General features: G+C 61.1%; 14 protein-coding genes and 1 pseudogene. 5 read left to right on the forward strand and 10 right to left on the reverse strand.

All coding sequences use genetic code 11. The features are described from left to right. Together AC0IXA_RS06055 and AC0IXA_RS06060 are read left to right on the forward strand one after the other, a co-directional pair. Positions 1–166: pseudogene (locus AC0IXA_RS06055) on the forward strand (TetR family transcriptional regulator); the annotation flags it as partial. Positions 167–377: 211 nt separating this feature from the next. Then, complete coding sequence (locus tag AC0IXA_RS06060) at positions 378–3,848, forward strand: hybrid sensor histidine kinase/response regulator (RefSeq protein ID WP_471812198.1); 3,471 nt, start codon at positions 378–380, stop codon at positions 3,846–3,848. 443 nt (positions 3,849–4,291) lie between these two features. On the opposite strand, the gene AC0IXA_RS06065 is transcribed toward AC0IXA_RS06060, so the two are convergent. Together AC0IXA_RS06065 and AC0IXA_RS06070 are read right to left on the reverse strand one after the other, a co-directional pair. Then, positions 4,292–5,656, reverse strand: coding sequence for a DNA recombination protein RmuC (locus AC0IXA_RS06065; RefSeq protein ID WP_163012219.1), 1,365 nt, complete (start codon positions 5,654–5,656; stop codon positions 4,292–4,294). A 175-nt stretch (positions 5,657–5,831) separates the two neighbouring features. Continuing rightward, a complete protein-coding gene (locus AC0IXA_RS06070) occupies positions 5,832–6,155 on the reverse strand; it encodes an SEL1-like repeat protein (protein ID WP_024012181.1) in 324 nt (107 codons plus the stop codon). A 911-nt stretch (positions 6,156–7,066) separates the two neighbouring features. On the opposite strand from AC0IXA_RS06070, the gene AC0IXA_RS06075 reads away from it, so the two are divergent. From AC0IXA_RS06075 to AC0IXA_RS06085, 3 genes are all read left to right on the forward strand, one after another. After that, entirely contained in the window at positions 7,067–7,291 is a 225-nt protein-coding gene (locus tag AC0IXA_RS06075; RefSeq protein ID WP_016773719.1) for a hypothetical protein, read from the forward strand. Positions 7,292–7,562: 271 nt separating this feature from the next. After that, entirely contained in the window at positions 7,563–8,045 is a 483-nt protein-coding gene (locus AC0IXA_RS06080; RefSeq protein WP_024012180.1) for a hypothetical protein, read from the forward strand. Positions 8,046–8,191: 146 nt separating this feature from the next. After that, positions 8,192–9,463, forward strand: coding sequence for an OmpP1/FadL family transporter (locus AC0IXA_RS06085; protein WP_016773717.1), 1,272 nt, complete (start codon positions 8,192–8,194; stop codon positions 9,461–9,463). Between the two features lie 210 nt (positions 9,464–9,673). Here the strand turns inward: AC0IXA_RS06085 and AC0IXA_RS06090 are convergent, their stop codons facing one another. From AC0IXA_RS06090 to cobU, 8 genes are all read right to left on the reverse strand, one after another. Continuing rightward, positions 9,674–10,234, reverse strand: a complete 561-nt coding sequence (locus tag AC0IXA_RS06090; RefSeq protein ID WP_471812202.1) for a glutathione peroxidase — start codon at positions 10,232–10,234, stop codon at positions 9,674–9,676. Positions 10,235–10,288: 54 nt separating this feature from the next. Next, positions 10,289–10,411 carry a hypothetical protein gene (locus tag AC0IXA_RS06095; protein WP_281892447.1) on the reverse strand — a complete coding sequence of 41 codons (123 nt, stop codon included), beginning with the start codon at positions 10,409–10,411 and terminating at the stop codon, positions 10,289–10,291. Next, positions 10,408–11,616, reverse strand: a complete 1,209-nt coding sequence (locus tag AC0IXA_RS06100; RefSeq protein ID WP_341638823.1) for an MFS transporter — start codon at positions 11,614–11,616, stop codon at positions 10,408–10,410. The genes AC0IXA_RS06095 and AC0IXA_RS06100 overlap by 4 nt, the downstream gene beginning before the upstream one ends. Positions 11,617–11,668: 52 nt before the next feature. Continuing rightward, positions 11,669–12,073 carry a MarR family winged helix-turn-helix transcriptional regulator gene (locus AC0IXA_RS06105; RefSeq protein ID WP_016773714.1) on the reverse strand — a complete coding sequence of 135 codons (405 nt, stop codon included), beginning with the start codon at positions 12,071–12,073 and terminating at the stop codon, positions 11,669–11,671. Positions 12,074–12,248: 175 nt separating this feature from the next. After that, positions 12,249–12,971: an adenosylcobinamide-GDP ribazoletransferase gene (locus AC0IXA_RS06110; protein WP_341638822.1), complete on the reverse strand. Its 723-nt coding sequence runs from the start codon at positions 12,969–12,971 to the stop codon at positions 12,249–12,251. A 1-nt stretch (position 12,972) separates the two neighbouring features. After that, on the reverse strand, positions 12,973–13,548 hold the full coding sequence (gene cobC, locus AC0IXA_RS06115; RefSeq protein WP_110601185.1) for an alpha-ribazole phosphatase family protein: 576 nt from the start codon (positions 13,546–13,548) through the stop codon (positions 12,973–12,975). After that, entirely contained in the window at positions 13,545–14,600 is a 1,056-nt protein-coding gene (gene cobT / locus AC0IXA_RS06120) for a nicotinate-nucleotide--dimethylbenzimidazole phosphoribosyltransferase (RefSeq protein ID WP_341638821.1), read from the reverse strand. The genes cobC and cobT overlap by 4 nt, the downstream gene beginning before the upstream one ends. Further along, on the reverse strand, positions 14,597–15,118 hold the full coding sequence (gene cobU, locus AC0IXA_RS06125; protein ID WP_341638820.1) for a bifunctional adenosylcobinamide kinase/adenosylcobinamide-phosphate guanylyltransferase: 522 nt from the start codon (positions 15,116–15,118) through the stop codon (positions 14,597–14,599). Before cobU ends, cobT begins: the two co-directional genes overlap by 4 nt. Positions 15,119–15,236 lie beyond the last annotated feature (118 nt).

Here is a 15,236-nt window from a genome sequence, read left to right on the forward strand (position 1 = left end):
GTTGCAGACCATTGTTGATCGCTATCGGCATGAGAAGGCGCCGAGTGTTGATCGCTTGATCAATCTGGTGGTGGCGCCTGTGGTGTTCCGGATTCTGTTTTCGGCGGCGGCGCTGCAGGTTGATGAGCTCCATCGCCTGATCGATATTGCGCTGCGTCTGGACTGACGCGCTCGCTCCCACAACGGAATGCATTCCAGAACGTGGGAGCGAGCCTGCTCGCGAAGAGGCCCGCCCAGGCACCACAAAAACCACCCGGTACCCCGCCTGCGACACCCCGCCACGCAACGACCTTGGTCGACACTGACTAACCGCCGCGCCCGTGCGAGACTGTCCGCCCGGGCAGGAGTGCCGGGGAGTCATTTGTCGGGAGTGCTGCATGTCGTTGTCCACCGGGCTGATCGCCGTCGTTGCCCTGGCCTACATGGCCATCATGTTCGCTATCGCCTTCTACGGCGACCGTCGCAGCACACCGTTGCCGCCGCGGGTGCGCGCCTGGGTGTACAGCCTGTCGCTGGCGGTTTACTGCACCAGCTGGACGTTCTTCGGCGCGGTCGGTCAGGCGGCGGAACAACTGTGGTCATTCCTGCCGATCTACCTCGGGCCGATCCTGCTGCTGGTCGGCGCGCCGTGGGTCCTGCAGAAAATGGTGATGATCAGCAAACAGGAGAACATCACCTCCATCGCCGACTTCATCGCCGCGCGCTACGGCAAATCGCAATCGCTGGCGGTGGTGGTGGCGCTGATCTGTCTGGTCGGCGTGTTGCCCTATATTGCCCTGCAACTCAAAGGCATCGTCCTCGGCGTGAACCTGTTGATCGGCGCCGGCGCCGATGCCATGGGCACCCGCGCCCAGGACACGGCGCTGATCGTGTCGCTGGTGCTGGCGTTGTTCACCATCGTTTTCGGTACGCGCAACCTCGACGCCACCGAACACCACCGTGGCATGGTGCTGGCGATCGCGTTCGAGTCGCTGGTCAAGCTGTTCGCCTTTCTCGCCGTCGGCGCCTTCGTCACGTACGGTCTGTATGACGGTTTCGACGACCTGTTCAATCAGGCAATGCTCGCCCCGCGCCTTGAGGCGTACTGGAAGGAAACCATCAACTGGCCATCGATGGTGGTGCAGACAGGCGTGGCGATGATGGCGATCATTTGCCTGCCGCGACAATTTCACGTGACCGTGGTGGAGAACATCGACCCGCAGGATCTACGTCTGGCGAAATGGGTGTTCCCCGCCTATCTGGCATTGGCCGCACTGTTTGTAGTCCCTATCGCCCTTGCCGGTCAGATGATGCTGCCCAGCGATGTGCTGCCCGACTCGTTCGTGATCAGCCTGCCGCTGGCCCAGGCCCATCCGGCGCTGGCGATGCTGGCGTTTATTGGTGGCGCATCGGCAGCGACCGGCATGGTGATTGTCGCCAGCGTTGCGCTGTCGACCATGGTTTCCAACGACATGCTGTTGCCGTGGCTGTTGCGCCGCAACAACGCCGAGCGCCCGTTCGAGGTGTTCCGCCAGTGGATGCTCTCGGTGCGCCGCGTGAGCATCGTGGTGATTCTGCTGCTGGCCTACGTCAGTTATCGCTTGCTTGGCTCGACCGCGAGCCTGGCGACCATCGGCCAGATCGCCTTCGCCGCGGTTACGCAACTGGCGCCAGCCATGCTCGGCGCGCTGTACTGGAAACAGGCCAACCGCCGGGGCGTGTTCGCCGGCCTCGCCACCGGCACTTTCCTGTGGTTTTACACACTGGTGCTGCCGATTGCCGCGCACAGTCTCGGCTGGTCACTGGCGAGCTTCCCCGGCTTGGCGTGGCTGCACAGCAATCCGCTGAACCTGCCGATCACCCCGTTGACCCAAGGCGTGGTGCTGTCGCTGGCGGGTAATTTCACCCTGTTCGCCTGGGTCTCGGTGCTGTCGCGCACGCGGGTTTCCGAGCACTGGCAGGCCGGGCGTTTTATCGGTCAGGAAATCAGCGCACGACCTAATGCTCGTTCGATGCTGGCGGTACAGATCGACGATCTGCTGCAACTGGCGGCGCGTTTTGTCGGCGAAGAACGCGCGCGGCAGAGCTTCATTCGCTTCGCCTACCGTCAGGGCAAGGGCTACAACCCCAACCAGAACGCCGACAGCGAATGGATTGCCCACACCGAACGCTTGCTGGCCGGTGTTCTCGGCGCTTCTTCGACGCGCGCCGTAGTAAAAGCCGCCATCGAAGGTCGGGAAATGCAGCTGGAGGACGTCGTCCGAATCGCTGACGAAGCTTCGGAAGTGCTGCAGTTCAATCGCGCGCTGTTGCAAGGCGCGATCGAGAACATCACCCAGGGCATCAGCGTGGTCGACCAATCACTGAAATTGGTGGCGTGGAACCGGCGCTATCTGGAGCTGTTCAACTACCCCGATGGCCTGATCAGCGTCGGCCGGCCGATTGCCGACATCATTCGCTACAACGCCGAACGCGGTTTGTGCGGCCCCGGCGAAGCGGAAGTGCACGTCGCGCGACGCTTGCACTGGATGCGTCAGGGCCGCGCGCATACTTCCGAACGGCTGTTCCCCAATGGCCGGGTAATCGAGCTGATCGGCAACCCGATGCCCGGCGGCGGATTTGTCATGAGCTTCACCGACATTACCGCGTTCCGTGAAGCCGAACAGGCGCTGACCGAGGCCAACGAAGGGCTCGAGCAACGGGTCAGCGAACGCACCCAGGAACTGTCGCAACTCAATGTCGCGCTCACCGAAGCCAAGGGCAATGCCGAGGCGGCCAACCAGTCGAAAACCCGCTTCCTCGCCGCCGTCAGCCACGACTTGATGCAACCGCTGAATGCCGCGCGACTGTTCTCCGCCGCCCTCTCCCACCAGAACGAAGGCTTGAGCGCAGAGGCGCAGCAGCTGGTGCAACACCTCGACAGCTCGCTGCGTTCGGCGGAAGACCTGATCAGCGATCTGCTGGACATCTCGCGCCTGGAAAACGGCAAGATCAACCCGGATCGCAAAGCCTTCGCCGTCAACGAACTGTTCGACACCCTCGGCGCAGAATTCAAGGCGCTGGCTCAAGAGCAAAAGCTCACGTTCCGGGTGCGCGGTAGTCAATTACGCATCGACAGCGACATCAAACTGCTGCGGCGGATTCTGCAGAACTTCCTCACCAACGCGTTCCGCTACGCCAAAGGCCCGGTGCTGCTGGGCGTGCGTCGGCGCGGTGGCGAGCTGTGTCTGGAAGTCTGGGATCGCGGCCCGGGGATTCCGGAAGACAAACAACAAGTGATTTTCGAAGAATTCAAACGCCTCGACAGCCACCAGACCCGCGCCGAAAAAGGCCTGGGCCTGGGTCTGGCGATCGCCGATGGCTTGTGCCGCGTGCTCGGGCACACCCTGCGCGTTCGCTCCTGGCCGGGGCGCGGCAGTGTGTTCAGCGTGACAGTGCCGATCGCCCGCACGCAAACGCCTCCAGTCAGCGCCACGGTGGAACTGAACGGAAAACTGCTCAGCGGCGCGCAGGTACTGTGCATCGATAACGAAGACAGCATCCTGATCGGCATGAACAGCCTGTTGAGCCGCTGGGGCTGCCAAGTGTGGACGGCGCGCAATCGCGAAGAATGCGCAGCGATATTGGATGAAGGTGTGCGGCCACAACTGGCGCTGGTCGACTATCACCTCGACCACGGCGACACCGGCACAGAGCTGATGGCCTGGTTGCGCACGCGCCTGGGCGAGCCCGTGCCCGGCGTGGTCATCAGCGCGGATGGACGCCCGGAGACCGTGGCGCAAGTGCATGCGGCGGGCCTGGATTATCTGGCCAAACCGGTGAAGCCGGCAGCGTTGCGGGCACTGCTGAGTCGGTATTTACCGTTGTAGAGAGTGGTCTTGCAGACGTCTTCGCGAGCAGGCTCGCTCCCACATAAAAGCAAAAGCAAAATCAAAAGATCGCAGCCTTCGGCAGCTCCTACACAATGAGCGCAAGCTCGAGTGCTTTTGATCTTGATTCACCGGCGACGTCGGAAGGCTGAGCGGAGGGATTGATCCGGGCGTGGGAGCGCAGCGACCGTCTGGCGCAGCCAGACACAGCGCAAGGAGGTGCAGCGAAGCAAACCGGAGCCGCTGCGCCCGGATCAGTCCCGCAGCGAAGGAACCCGAGCTTGCGAGGGCCGAACGCAGGAGCTAGCGTTTTTTGCTTATTTTTTTTCTGGGCCGGCATTCCGGGCGCTTGTAAAAAAGTAAGTCGCCGTCAGGCGAAACCGCCAGCCGCCACGACCGCAGCAACGGATATGCCCCCAAAATCAGCCCCAAAAAAAGACCTCTTACTCAGGCAACTCAACCAACCCATCAACATCCGTCATCGCCCGCTCGAGCAAATCCGCCGGCAAGCTCTTGCTCGCCCGCGCACCGAGCAACTTCAACTGCTCACTGCGGCTGACCAGATTACCGCGCCCCTCTGTCAGCTTGTTACGCGCTGAGCTGTAAGCCTTGTCCAGTTGCTGCAGACGATTGCCCACTTCGTCCAGATCCTGAATAAACAACACGAACTTGTCGTACAGCCAGCCCGCGCGCTCGGCGATTTCCCGGGCATTCTGGCTCTGCCGCTCCTGCTTCCACAGACTGTCGATCACCCGCAGCGTGGCCAACAGCGTAGTCGGACTGACGATCACGATATTGCGGTCGAAAGCGTCCTGGAACAGCGACGGCTCAGCCTGTAACGCAGCCGAAAATGCCGCCTCAATCGGCACGAACAGCAAAACGAAATCGAGGCTGTGCAGGCCTTCCAGACGTTTGTAATCCTTGCCGGCCAGACCTTTGACATGATTGCGCAGCGACAACACGTGCTGCTTGATCGCGATCTGCCCCAATGTGTCGTCATCAGCCGCAACATATTGTTGATAGGCCGTGAGACTGACTTTCGAGTCGACCACCACCTGCTTGTCGCCGGGCAGATAAATGATCACATCGGGCTGGAAGCGTTCACCGTCCGGGCCTTTGAGATTGACCTGAGTCTGATACTCGCGGCCCTTCTCCAGACCCGCGTGCTCAAGAACGCGCTCGAGGATCAGTTCGCCCCAATTGCCCTGGGTTTTCTGGCCCTTGAGCGCGCGAGTCAGATTGGTGGCTTCGTCGCTCAAACGCAGATTCAATGCCTGCAAACGCTCCAGCTCCTTGGCCAGCGAGAAGCGCTCGCGGGCTTCGGCCTGATAGCTTTCTTCCACGCGTTTTTCAAAGGACTGGATGCGTTCTTTCAACGGATCGAGTAACTGCCCGAGCCGCTGCTGGCTGGTTTCGGCAAAGCGCTGCTCACGCTCATCGAAGATCTTGCCGGCCAGCTCGGCGAATTGCGCGCGCAGTTCATCGCGTGAGCCTTGCAGGTCGTTGAGACGTTGTTGATGGCTTTCCTGTTGCTCGCGCAGTTCGGCACTCAGCGAGGCAGCGTGGGCGTCGAGGCGGCGTAACTCAGCATCCTTGTTGGCGCGTTCGAGGTTCCAGGCGTGAGAGGCGTCGCGGGCGTCGTCGCGCTCGATCTGCAGCAATTCGACTTCGCGGCGCAGCGCGGCGAGGTCTGCCTGTTTGGCGGCGTTGGCCTGGCCAAGGTCAGCGATCTCATCGCGGCTCGCTTCAAGCTGCGCGGTGAGGCCGTCCTGGGCCAGTTGCGCCATGGCCAGGCGCTCTTCCAGCAAGGCCAGATCGGCCTGGGCATTGCTGGCCCGGCGTTGCAGTTGCCAGGCCAGCGCCAACAGCGGCAACCCTGCCGCCGCAAGACCGAGCAATACGCTGGTCAAGTCCATAGCCATAGCGACTCCTGCCAATCGGATAAAGCCTGAAGGTTAACCAAGGTGTCAGGGCTTGGACAGCTCAGTCTTCGATCAGACCGAGTTCCTGCTGCGCGCGACGGTCACCGGCGCGGGCGGCCTGACGCAGCAGCTCTTGGCCGATACGCCGGTCACGGGCATTGCCGCACTCCCGGCAAATCAATTGGCCGAGGCGGCTTTGTGCGGCGACCACGCCTTCTCGGGCCGGTTGCTTGAGCAGACGGCCGGCCAGGTGCTTGGCGCTGGGACTGTCGCTCAGGCGCGGCGCATCGAGCAGCCATTCGGCCACACGCACGGAAAAACGCTTGGGAGCGGTAACAGAGGTCGGGTTGGAGGTAACAGAGTCTGATACTGAGCGAAACTTCATAAAGCACTGCGGGACAGATCGGAAGGCGCGCCACTTTACTCTCTTTTTCTTACAGGTAAAGTCGAAAAAAACCCGGCACGCCCGTGCTAGAGCAAGCGCTAGGGACAATCCACAGAAGCTGTGGATAAGTCAGTGGACAACCGGTCTACGATCCCCGCAAAGCCTTATGGAATGGGGCTCGCAGTCAAACTGACGATTTTTTCACCAACAAAAAAAGACGATATTTTTCATTGACTTAAACTTTTGATACAGGCAGCGACTGGAGTCAGGATCGATGTGACAGTTGCGTTACGCTCTGCGCAACTAATGTGCACAAGTACCTGTGAGCCGGTTATATGCGTGCGCTTTTTCGGGTCATTTTGCGCAGCTGCGAGCGACCGAAAGGCTCTGCGAAAAGCATGCAGGCCGACGGACGGTGCGACATGACCTTTCCCTGTGATCCTTTTTTTTGGTCATGGGGTTTGCTTCGCCCGAACGGATCCGTTACTATCCGCGGCGTTAGTACCAAGCTGAAAGTCAATTCCGGTCGAACATCTCCCACGGTCAACTTCCAACAGGAAGACATTGCCGAAAAAAGCGGGAACGACCCCTCGATGGTTTCCAGGTAACTCTTGCGACGACGCTGCCTTTGAACGAAAGCAAAGGGCGTTGCGAAGAACACTTACTCTGACCGAACCAACCTGCAAATTGATCAGGATCTTCACCCCGGGCCCAGAACCTTTGCCCTCGCTGTGATGCCTGTCCTCCTAAGTACCTACCTGCCAGCCCAAGCGCGCTCACTTATCAGCGCTTCAAACTGGCTGCTTTGTTCCAGTCGGGTTCTTCGTTCGATCAATGGTGATCAACGTTACTGGAACGTTTTAACGTTGCACGGTTCTTATCCGTGTCATTTGTAGGAACACCTAATAACTATGTCTACTCAAATCCAGACTCAGGATGCCATTCGCACCCTAACCAACGCTTTTGCTCCAATGAACTGCCTGATCATGGCCGCTCGCAAAGGCTGCTTCAGCTTCACCGTGGTCAATGAACACGGCATCGCTCGTCACAGCGAGCGTTTGTACCCCGATCAATACTCCAGCGCCGAACCGCTGCAGGCCGTGATCGAGCGTACCCGTCAGGCACTGGTTGCCTGAAAGCCGGACAGGCTGCAAAAGCAAAGCCCTGCTGAAAAGCGGGGCTTTTTATTGCCTGATATTTCACTTTTAGCGCTGCGCTTCTAAGCATGTTCCGATCTAACGCCCGGGATGCGATGACGGAAATATTTTAAAAACAGGCCTTTACACGCTGAATATGACACTACACTTCAACTCAAGCGGCTTGACCCGCTTGCGGCGAGCCTGAGTCGATCCACAGCTGCCAAAGCCCCTTCAGGACTCGCCCTCAACAACAAGAACCGAGGGTGTTATGGGTATCGCTGCCAGCGAACTGTGCCGCTATGTGATCCGTCCCACACTGATTTATCTGGGACGCCACTGCGCAACTGCCGAATCCCTGCTGCTGGGTATCGCCGCCAGCCAGTCCGCCCTCGGGTCTGCCCTGCATGACCGCCGTGGCCATGGCCTCTACCGGATTGCCGAGCATCGGCATCAGGCCCTCTGGGATGATTATCTGGCGCTCGATCCGGAGCGCGCCAGCCTGGTGCGCGGCCTCGCCAGTCAGCATGCGTTCCTCAGCGGCCCGCATCTGGAACTGACCGTCAACCTGCGTTACGCCACGGCCATCGCCTGGCTGCTGGTAGAAGAACAGAACCCCACCCTCCCCGCTCCGACCGACCTGCTCGGCATGGCGCGCATCTGGCGCCAGACCTTTCAACCGCAAGGCCGTTTGCGCGACTTCACCTATGCCTGGCAAACCTGTGTTTCACCGTTGAATCAGGTCGCTTGCTGACCGGGCGGTTTCACAAGTTCTCGCATCAGGTCGCCATTTTGGTCGGATTGTCCTACAAAACCGCTCTAACTCAAGGCATACAGGCTATAGCGCTGGGACGAAAATGTTGGTAATTTTCGCCCCGGTGATCACCAGGAGTTCTAATAATGAAAAAAGTCATGCTCAAAACCACCCTTAGCCTCGCCGTTACCCTTGCCTCCACACAAATCTTCGCGGCAGGTTTTGCCCTCAACGAACAAAGCATCAGTGGGATGGGGACTGGTTTTGCCGGGCGATCTTCTTCTGCCGACGACGCAAGCACTGTTTATGGCAACCCGGCCGGCATGGCGCGCATCAAGCGCGAACAAGTCACCGGCGGTGTCGCCGTCGTCGATGCACACACCGATATCAGCAACGCCAGCTCCAGCCCTAACGGCGGTAGCAACAAAGGCGACATGGTGCCCTTCACCGCTGTACCTATGGGCTTCTATGTAAAACCGATCGATGACCACTGGGCATTCGGTCTCGGTGTGTACGTACCGTTCGGTCTGATCACGGATTACGAAAACGGCTTCGCCGGTCGTTACTTCGGCAGCAAGTCCGAAGTACAAGTCATCACTTTCCAGCCAACCGTCAGCTACGCCTTCAACGACAAGGTGTCGATCGGTTTCGGCCCGACCATCAACCGCATCGACGGCTCGCTGGAATCCAACCTGTCGATCACCCAGGCACTGCCGGACGGCAAGGTCAAGATCAAGGGTGACGACACCGCGCTGGGCTACAACGTCGGCTTGCTGGTCCAGGCCACCGACACCACCCGTGTCGGCCTGACCTACCACTCCAAGGTCGACTACAAGCTCGAAGGCGACACCAAGGTCAACTACAACGCTCTGGCGCTGGTGGGCGTTGGCGCCAACCAGAAGTACGACGCTTCGCTGAAGATCACCACGCCGGAATCCGTGGACCTGTCGGTCACCCAGGCAATCAACGATCGCTGGAATGTCTACGCCGGTACCACCTGGACCCGCTGGAGCCAGCTGGACAAGATCACCGTGAAGAACTCCGGCGTGCAGCCTCTGCTGGCCGGTCAGTTCGGTTCGATCAACGAAGACCAGAACTGGCATGACTCCTGGGCGTACGCCGTGGGTACCTCGTACCAGTTGAACAAGGAATGGGTACTGCGTACCGGTCTGACCTTCGACCAATCGCCAACCAATAACGAAGACCGCTCGCCACGTATCCCGACTGGCGACCGCACCATCTTCAGTATCGGTGCCGGCTGGAGCCCGACCGACGACCTGACCATCGACGTCGCGTACTCGTACCTCAAAGAAGAGTCGGTCAACATCCGCAACGAAAACGCTCGTGGCCAGACTTACGATGCCAAGTATGAAAACTCGGCAAACGGCTTCGGTGTCGGCGCGACTTACCGCTTCTGATGCACCGTGGCGAGGCTAACCCCTCGCCCACGAAAAAGCCCCGCTCTCTTCGCAGAGGCGGGGCTTTTTCATGTCTGCAACTTTTCACTGGAACGACTAAATCACCCTTGTGGGAGCGAGCCTGCTCGCGAAGGCGGTATGTCAGATGTAGATTTGCTGGCTGACACACCGCTTCGCGAGCAGGCTCGCTCCCACAGGGAAAAACATGGGTCAGTGAGTCAGCTGTTTGGAGGCAATGGCCTTTTCGATCGCCGCAATAAATTCCGGATCATCCGGTTTGGTCAAACTGGAAAAACTCGCCACCACCTTGCCTTGCCGGTCGACCACATACTTGTAGAAATTCCACTTCGGCGCATTGCTCTGCGCGGCCAGCACCTGGAACAGATGCGTGGCGTCGTCGCCGCGAACCTTCTGCGGCTCGGTCATGTTGAAGGTCACGCCATAGTTGGCGTAGCAGACCTTGGCGGTTTCCGCGCCGTCCTTGGACTCCTGCTTGAAGTCATTCGACGGCACGCCGAGCATCTCCAGCCCTTGCGCCTTGTAGCGCTTGTTCAGCGCCTCGAGCCCTTCGAACTGCGGGGCGAAACCGCAGAAGCTGGCGGTATTGACTACCACCAGCGGCTTGTCGGCGTACTGCTTGCACAGATCGATGGATTCCTTGGCGCGCAGCTTGGGCAGCGAGCCTTGCAGCAGCTCAGGACAATCGGCGGCCTGGGCCAGGCCAGTCAACGCCATCAGCAACGCGGGAACAGCACACCAGCGCATCAACATGTCGAATTTCCTTGGGCAGTCATCAGGCTTCGACGTTACTCGCCACGCTGGCATCTAGCAAATACTCATGCCCAACTGCATCAGCGCCAGACCGCCGCGTTGCCAGCCCCACCACACCAGCGCCAACAGTGCAGCAGCCAGTGCGGCAACAACGACCCGCGCGCAGATCCGGTTCATGCTGCACTCGCCGCGGCTTGCAGGCGCGCCACCGGACGCTCGCGCACCGGCCAGTTCAGCGCCGCCGCGAGCAGGCTCAAGAGAACCGCCACTTGCCAGATCAAGTCATAACTCCCGGTTCGGTCGTACACCACCCCGCCCAGCCAGCCACCAAGGAATGAGCCGAGCTGATGGAACAGAAAGACAATGCCACCGAGCATCGACAAATTGCGCACGCCGAACAAGGTCGCCACCGTACCGTTGGTCAACGGCACCGTCGACAGCCACAGGAAGCCCATGGCCATGCCGAACAGATATGCCGACGTGGTCGTCACCGGCAACCACAGGAACAGCACGATCACCACTGCGCGCAACAGATACAGCGCAGTCAACAGACGCGGTTTGGACATGCGGCCACCAAGCCAGCCGGCGGTGTAAGTGCCGAAAATATTGAACAGTCCGATCAACGCCAGCACCGTAGTGCCGACACTGGCGGGCAGATGCTGATCGACCAGATACGCTGGCAAGTGCACACCGATGAACACCACCTGAAAACCGCAGACAAAAAAGCCGAACGCCAGCAGCCAGAAACCGGGGTGCGAGCAGGCCTCACGCAGCGCTTCGGAAAGAGTCTGTTCATGGCCAAGCACAGGCAGCGGTTTGTCCTTGAGCATGCTCACCAGCGGCACAATCATCGCCACCAACAGGCCCAGCACCAACAGCGCGGCCGACCAGCCGAGCCAGCCGATCAAACCGAGCGTGCCCGGCAACATGGCGAACTGGCCGAACGAACCGGCGGCGCTGGCGATACCCATGCCCATGCTGCGTTTCTCTGGCGGCACAGCGCGACCCACAACACCAAGAATGACCGAAAACGAAGTGCCCGAAAGACCGATACCGATCAGCAGGCCGGCACTCAGTGACAGAGTCACTGCCGAATCAGACAGGCCCATGCACACCAGGCCCGCTGCGTAGAGGATCCCACCGACCAGCACCACTTTCGCCGCGCCGAAGCGGTCGGCCAGGGCGCCGGTGAATGGCTGCGCCAGGCCCCAGATCAGGTTTTGCAGGGCGATGGCGAAGGCAAACACTTCGCGACCCCAGCCGAACTGCGCGCTCATCGGCGACAGGAACAGACCGAACCCGTGGCGCACGCCCAATGACAACGCCAGGATCAGCGCACTCCCCAGCAACACCCAACCGCACGTACGCCACATCGATGTCATTGTTATTCTCCAGTCGCGGGTATATACCCGCTTGAGCGCGAAAAAACCGGCGTCAGGCCAGTTCGTCGAGCAGTTTGAGCAAGGTTTCGCGCTTCTCGGCACCGAGCCGGTCGATCAGCCGCTGTTGCGCCGCTTCCCACGCCGGCAATGCCGCTGCCAGGCGCTGCACACCGGTTTCGGTGAGGCGCACGATACGGTTGCGCATGTCCTCGCCTTCGGCCAGCGCCACCAGACCTTCGCCCTCGAGCACGCGCAAGTTGCGCCCCAAGGTGCTGCGATCCAGCCCCATGGCCTCTGCCAGTTCGGAAATGCTCGGTTGCTCCAGTCGCTGCAGATTGCACAGCAGAGAATACTGGGCAACGTTGATCCCGAAGCCATCGAGAGCGCCGTCGTAATGCCTGCTGACGCCACGCGCGGCGCGACGCAGGTTGGTGCACAAACACTGAGAAGGAAGCATGATGCGTGTATATACCCGCGAGTGTGTTAAATCAAGTTACACATGAGTTTACTATGAACATCATTGTTGCCGGTGAGGCCGCCTTCGCGAGCAGGCTCTCTCCCACAGGCGATTGCATTCCGAAGGTGGGAGCGAGCCTGCTCGCGAAGGGGCCGGCATCATCTACGCAAATCCTTCAGACCAAAGCGAGCCCCACCAACACCCCCATCTCCAGCAATTCCAGCAACGCCCCCGCTGTGTCCCCGGTAGCCCCGCCCAACCGCCGCATCATCAAACGCCGCAGCCAGACAAACCCGACCAGCGAAATCAGCACCGCGCCAATACCCGCGATGAACACGCAGCCCAGCGCACTCAACCCCAGCACCCACCACCCCGCTCTACGCGGCAGATGATCGGCCAGTGCCTGACCCAAGCCGCCCGCACGCACATACGGCGTAGTCAGAAACAACCCCAACAGCGCCGCTCGCCCGAGTACCGGAACGATGATCAGCGCCAGGGTATGCCCTTGCTCGATCAGCGCCAGCAGCGCGGCAAATTTGAGCAACAGGACCAGCACCAGCGTGACCACCGCAATCGGCCCGCTGCGCGGATCTTTCATGATCGTCAGCGTGCGCTCGCGATCACCAAAACCGCCGAGCCAGGCATCGGCGCTGTCGGCCAGGCCATCGAGATGCAGCGCGCCGCTGAGCAATACCCACACGGTCAGCAACAGCGCCGCATGCAGCAACAACGGCGCGCCGGCCAACAACAGATTCAACGCGAAGAGGATCAGCCCGAACAGCAATCCCACCAGCGGATAAAACAGCAGCGAACGGCCGAGCTGGTGCGGCTCGGGCATGCCCGGCAGGCGAATCGGCAGGCTGCTGAGAAACTGCAAGGCGATCCACAGCGGCAACATCTCAGTGACCTTCCTTGAGCGCGCCGTCCGCAGCGACCGTCAGCGCAAACAGCGCACCGTGGCCGACTTCGACATTGAGCAGTTGCTCGCGGGGCAAACTTCGGGCCTGCGCCAACAACAAACGCATCACGCCGCCGTGGCTGACCAGCAGAATCCGTTCGCCGGCGTAAGCCGCGTGCAATCGCGCAACCGCCGCCAACACCCGCGCGGAAAACGCGCTGACCGGCTCCCCCTGCGGTGGCGTGAAGCCATAGGGATCAGCCCAGAACAGCCCCAGCGCTTCAGCATCCGTTTCCATCAACGCCGCCGCGCTCTGCCCTTCCCACGCGCCGAAATGCAGCTCTTGCAGATCCTTGTCCAGATGCACGGACAGGTTCAGTTGCTCGCCGAGTTCAGCAGCGAAGCGCGCGCAGCGCTGCAATGGCGAACTGACGATACGATCCCACGGCCCGCCGTCGACCACCGCTGCACGCATCTGCGTCCAGCCGTTTGCGGTCAGCGCATCGTCGAGGCTGCCGCGCAAGCCGCCGCCGAGTTCCGTTTCGCCGTGGCGCAGCAGATCCAGGCGCAGGCTCATGCCGGGCGATCCGCCACGGCTGCTTCGGCGAACGTCGCCATTTGCCCGTGCAGGTCACAGGCCAGACGCAACAACGGCACTGCCAACGCCGCGCCACTGCCCTCGCCCAGGCGCAGGCCGAGCTCGAGCAGCGGCTCGGCGCTCAAGGTTTCCAGCACATGGCGATGGCCCGGCTCGGCACCGCGATGGCCGAACAACAGCCACTGGCGACAGGCGGGATTCAAGCGCACCGCGACCAGTGCCGCGACCGTGCAGATGAAGCCGTCGACCAGCACCGCGATGCCTTCCTGCGCGCAGGCCAGATAGGCACCAACCAACGCGGCAATCTCGAACCCGCCGAGATTGAACAGCGTCTGCAAGGCATCGCCACGCTGTGCGGCATGCAGCGCCAGCGCGCGTTCAATCACCTGTGCCTTGTGGCTGACGCCAGCGGCATTCAGCCCGGTACCGGGGCCGGTCAGGTGCGCCACCGGGCAATCGAGCAAGGCACAGGCCAGCGCACTGGCCGCCGTGGTGTTGCCGATGCCCATTTCGCCACCGATGAACAACTGGGTGCCGGCGGCTTTCGCGCGCAAGACACTGTCGCGACCGGCCTGCAAGGCCGATTCGCCCTGCGCCTGAGTCATCGCTGCGCCCTGAGCGAAGTTCGCCGTTCCCGCGCCGATGTTCAGATGGCGCACGCCGGGCAGATTCAGCGTCGGATTCACCGTGCCCAGATCGACCACTTCCAGCTGCGCGCCGAGCTGACGCGCCAGCACGCTGATCGCCGCGCCGCCGCTGACAAAGTTGAGCAGCATCTGCCCGGTGACTTCCTGCGGATAAGCCGATACACCTTCGGCTACCACGCCATGGTCGCCAGCGAAAATCGCGATCCAGACTTGCTCCAGCGTTGGCTTGAGCTGACCTTGCAGACCGGCCAGTTGCACGGCCACCGATTCAAGGCGCCCCAGCGAACCGGCCGGTTTGGTCAATTGCTGCTGGCGCTCCGTCGCTTGCGCGATGATGTCCGAGTTCACGGTTTTGCACGGGTTCAGCCACCAGGTCGGGCTCATAACGCAGGTCCTTTCAAAGTCAGGGGCAGGCCGGCGACGGTCAGGACAACTCGCTGACAATGCTCGGCCAGAGCTTGATGCAGCCAACCGGCTTCATCGACATAGCGGCGAGTCAATTCGCCCAGCGGCACGACACCCATTCCGGTCTCGTTGCTGACAAAAATGATTTCACCCGGCAACGACGCCAGGCAGTCGAGCAAGGCTTCACGCTCGGCGGTGAGACGTTTGCTGTCGTCGAGCATCAGCAGATTGGTCAACCACAGGGTCAGGCAATCGACCAGCAGGCAGCGCTCGGCGCCGGCGGATTCGCGCAGTACGCGGGCCAGTTCCAGCGGCTCTTCGATCAACGCCCATTCGGCCGGACGGCGCGCGCGGTGATGGGCGACGCGCTGGTTCATTTCGTCGTCGAGCGGTTGGCTGGTGGCAATATAGGTCACCGCCAGATGGCTGTCGCTGGCGAGTTTTTCCGCCAGACGACTCTTGCCGGAGCGGGCGCCGCCGAGGATCAGTTGGAGCATGGGTTCATCCAAAAATGTGTGGTGAGACAACCGGCCCTTTCGCGGGCAAGCCCGCTCCCACCGTTGATCGCGTCTCCCTGTGGGAGCGAGCCTGCTCGCGAAGAGGCCAGCCCGGACA

The sequence above is a fragment of the Pseudomonas sp. AC083 genome (assembly GCF_979253165.1).

Excerpts from the sequence above, each read along its gene's own strand:
- AC0IXA_RS06060 (WP_471812198.1), top strand. The coding sequence starts at position 378 with ATGTCGTTGTCCACCGGGCTGATCGCCGTCGTTGCCCTGGCCTACATG.
- AC0IXA_RS06070 (WP_024012181.1), bottom strand. The coding sequence starts at position 6,155 with ATGAAGTTTCGCTCAGTATCAGACTCTGTTACCTCCAACCCGACCTCT.
- AC0IXA_RS06075 (WP_016773719.1), top strand. The coding sequence starts at position 7,067 with ATGTCTACTCAAATCCAGACTCAGGATGCCATTCGCACCCTAACCAAC.
- AC0IXA_RS06080 (WP_024012180.1), top strand. The coding sequence starts at position 7,563 with ATGGGTATCGCTGCCAGCGAACTGTGCCGCTATGTGATCCGTCCCACA.
- AC0IXA_RS06085 (WP_016773717.1), top strand. The coding sequence starts at position 8,192 with ATGAAAAAAGTCATGCTCAAAACCACCCTTAGCCTCGCCGTTACCCTT.
- AC0IXA_RS06090 (WP_471812202.1), bottom strand. The coding sequence starts at position 10,234 with ATGTTGATGCGCTGGTGTGCTGTTCCCGCGTTGCTGATGGCGTTGACT.
- AC0IXA_RS06095 (WP_281892447.1), bottom strand. The coding sequence starts at position 10,411 with ATGAACCGGATCTGCGCGCGGGTCGTTGTTGCCGCACTGGCTGCTGCA.
- AC0IXA_RS06100 (WP_341638823.1), bottom strand. The coding sequence starts at position 11,616 with ATGACATCGATGTGGCGTACGTGCGGTTGGGTGTTGCTGGGGAGTGCG.
- AC0IXA_RS06105 (WP_016773714.1), bottom strand. The coding sequence starts at position 12,073 with ATGCTTCCTTCTCAGTGTTTGTGCACCAACCTGCGTCGCGCCGCGCGT.
- AC0IXA_RS06110 (WP_341638822.1), bottom strand. The coding sequence starts at position 12,971 with ATGTTGCCGCTGTGGATCGCCTTGCAGTTTCTCAGCAGCCTGCCGATT.
- cobC (WP_110601185.1), bottom strand. The coding sequence starts at position 13,548 with ATGAGCCTGCGCCTGGATCTGCTGCGCCACGGCGAAACGGAACTCGGC.
- cobT (WP_341638821.1), bottom strand. The coding sequence starts at position 14,600 with ATGAGCCCGACCTGGTGGCTGAACCCGTGCAAAACCGTGAACTCGGAC.
- cobU (WP_341638820.1), bottom strand. The coding sequence starts at position 15,118 with ATGCTCCAACTGATCCTCGGCGGCGCCCGCTCCGGCAAGAGTCGTCTG.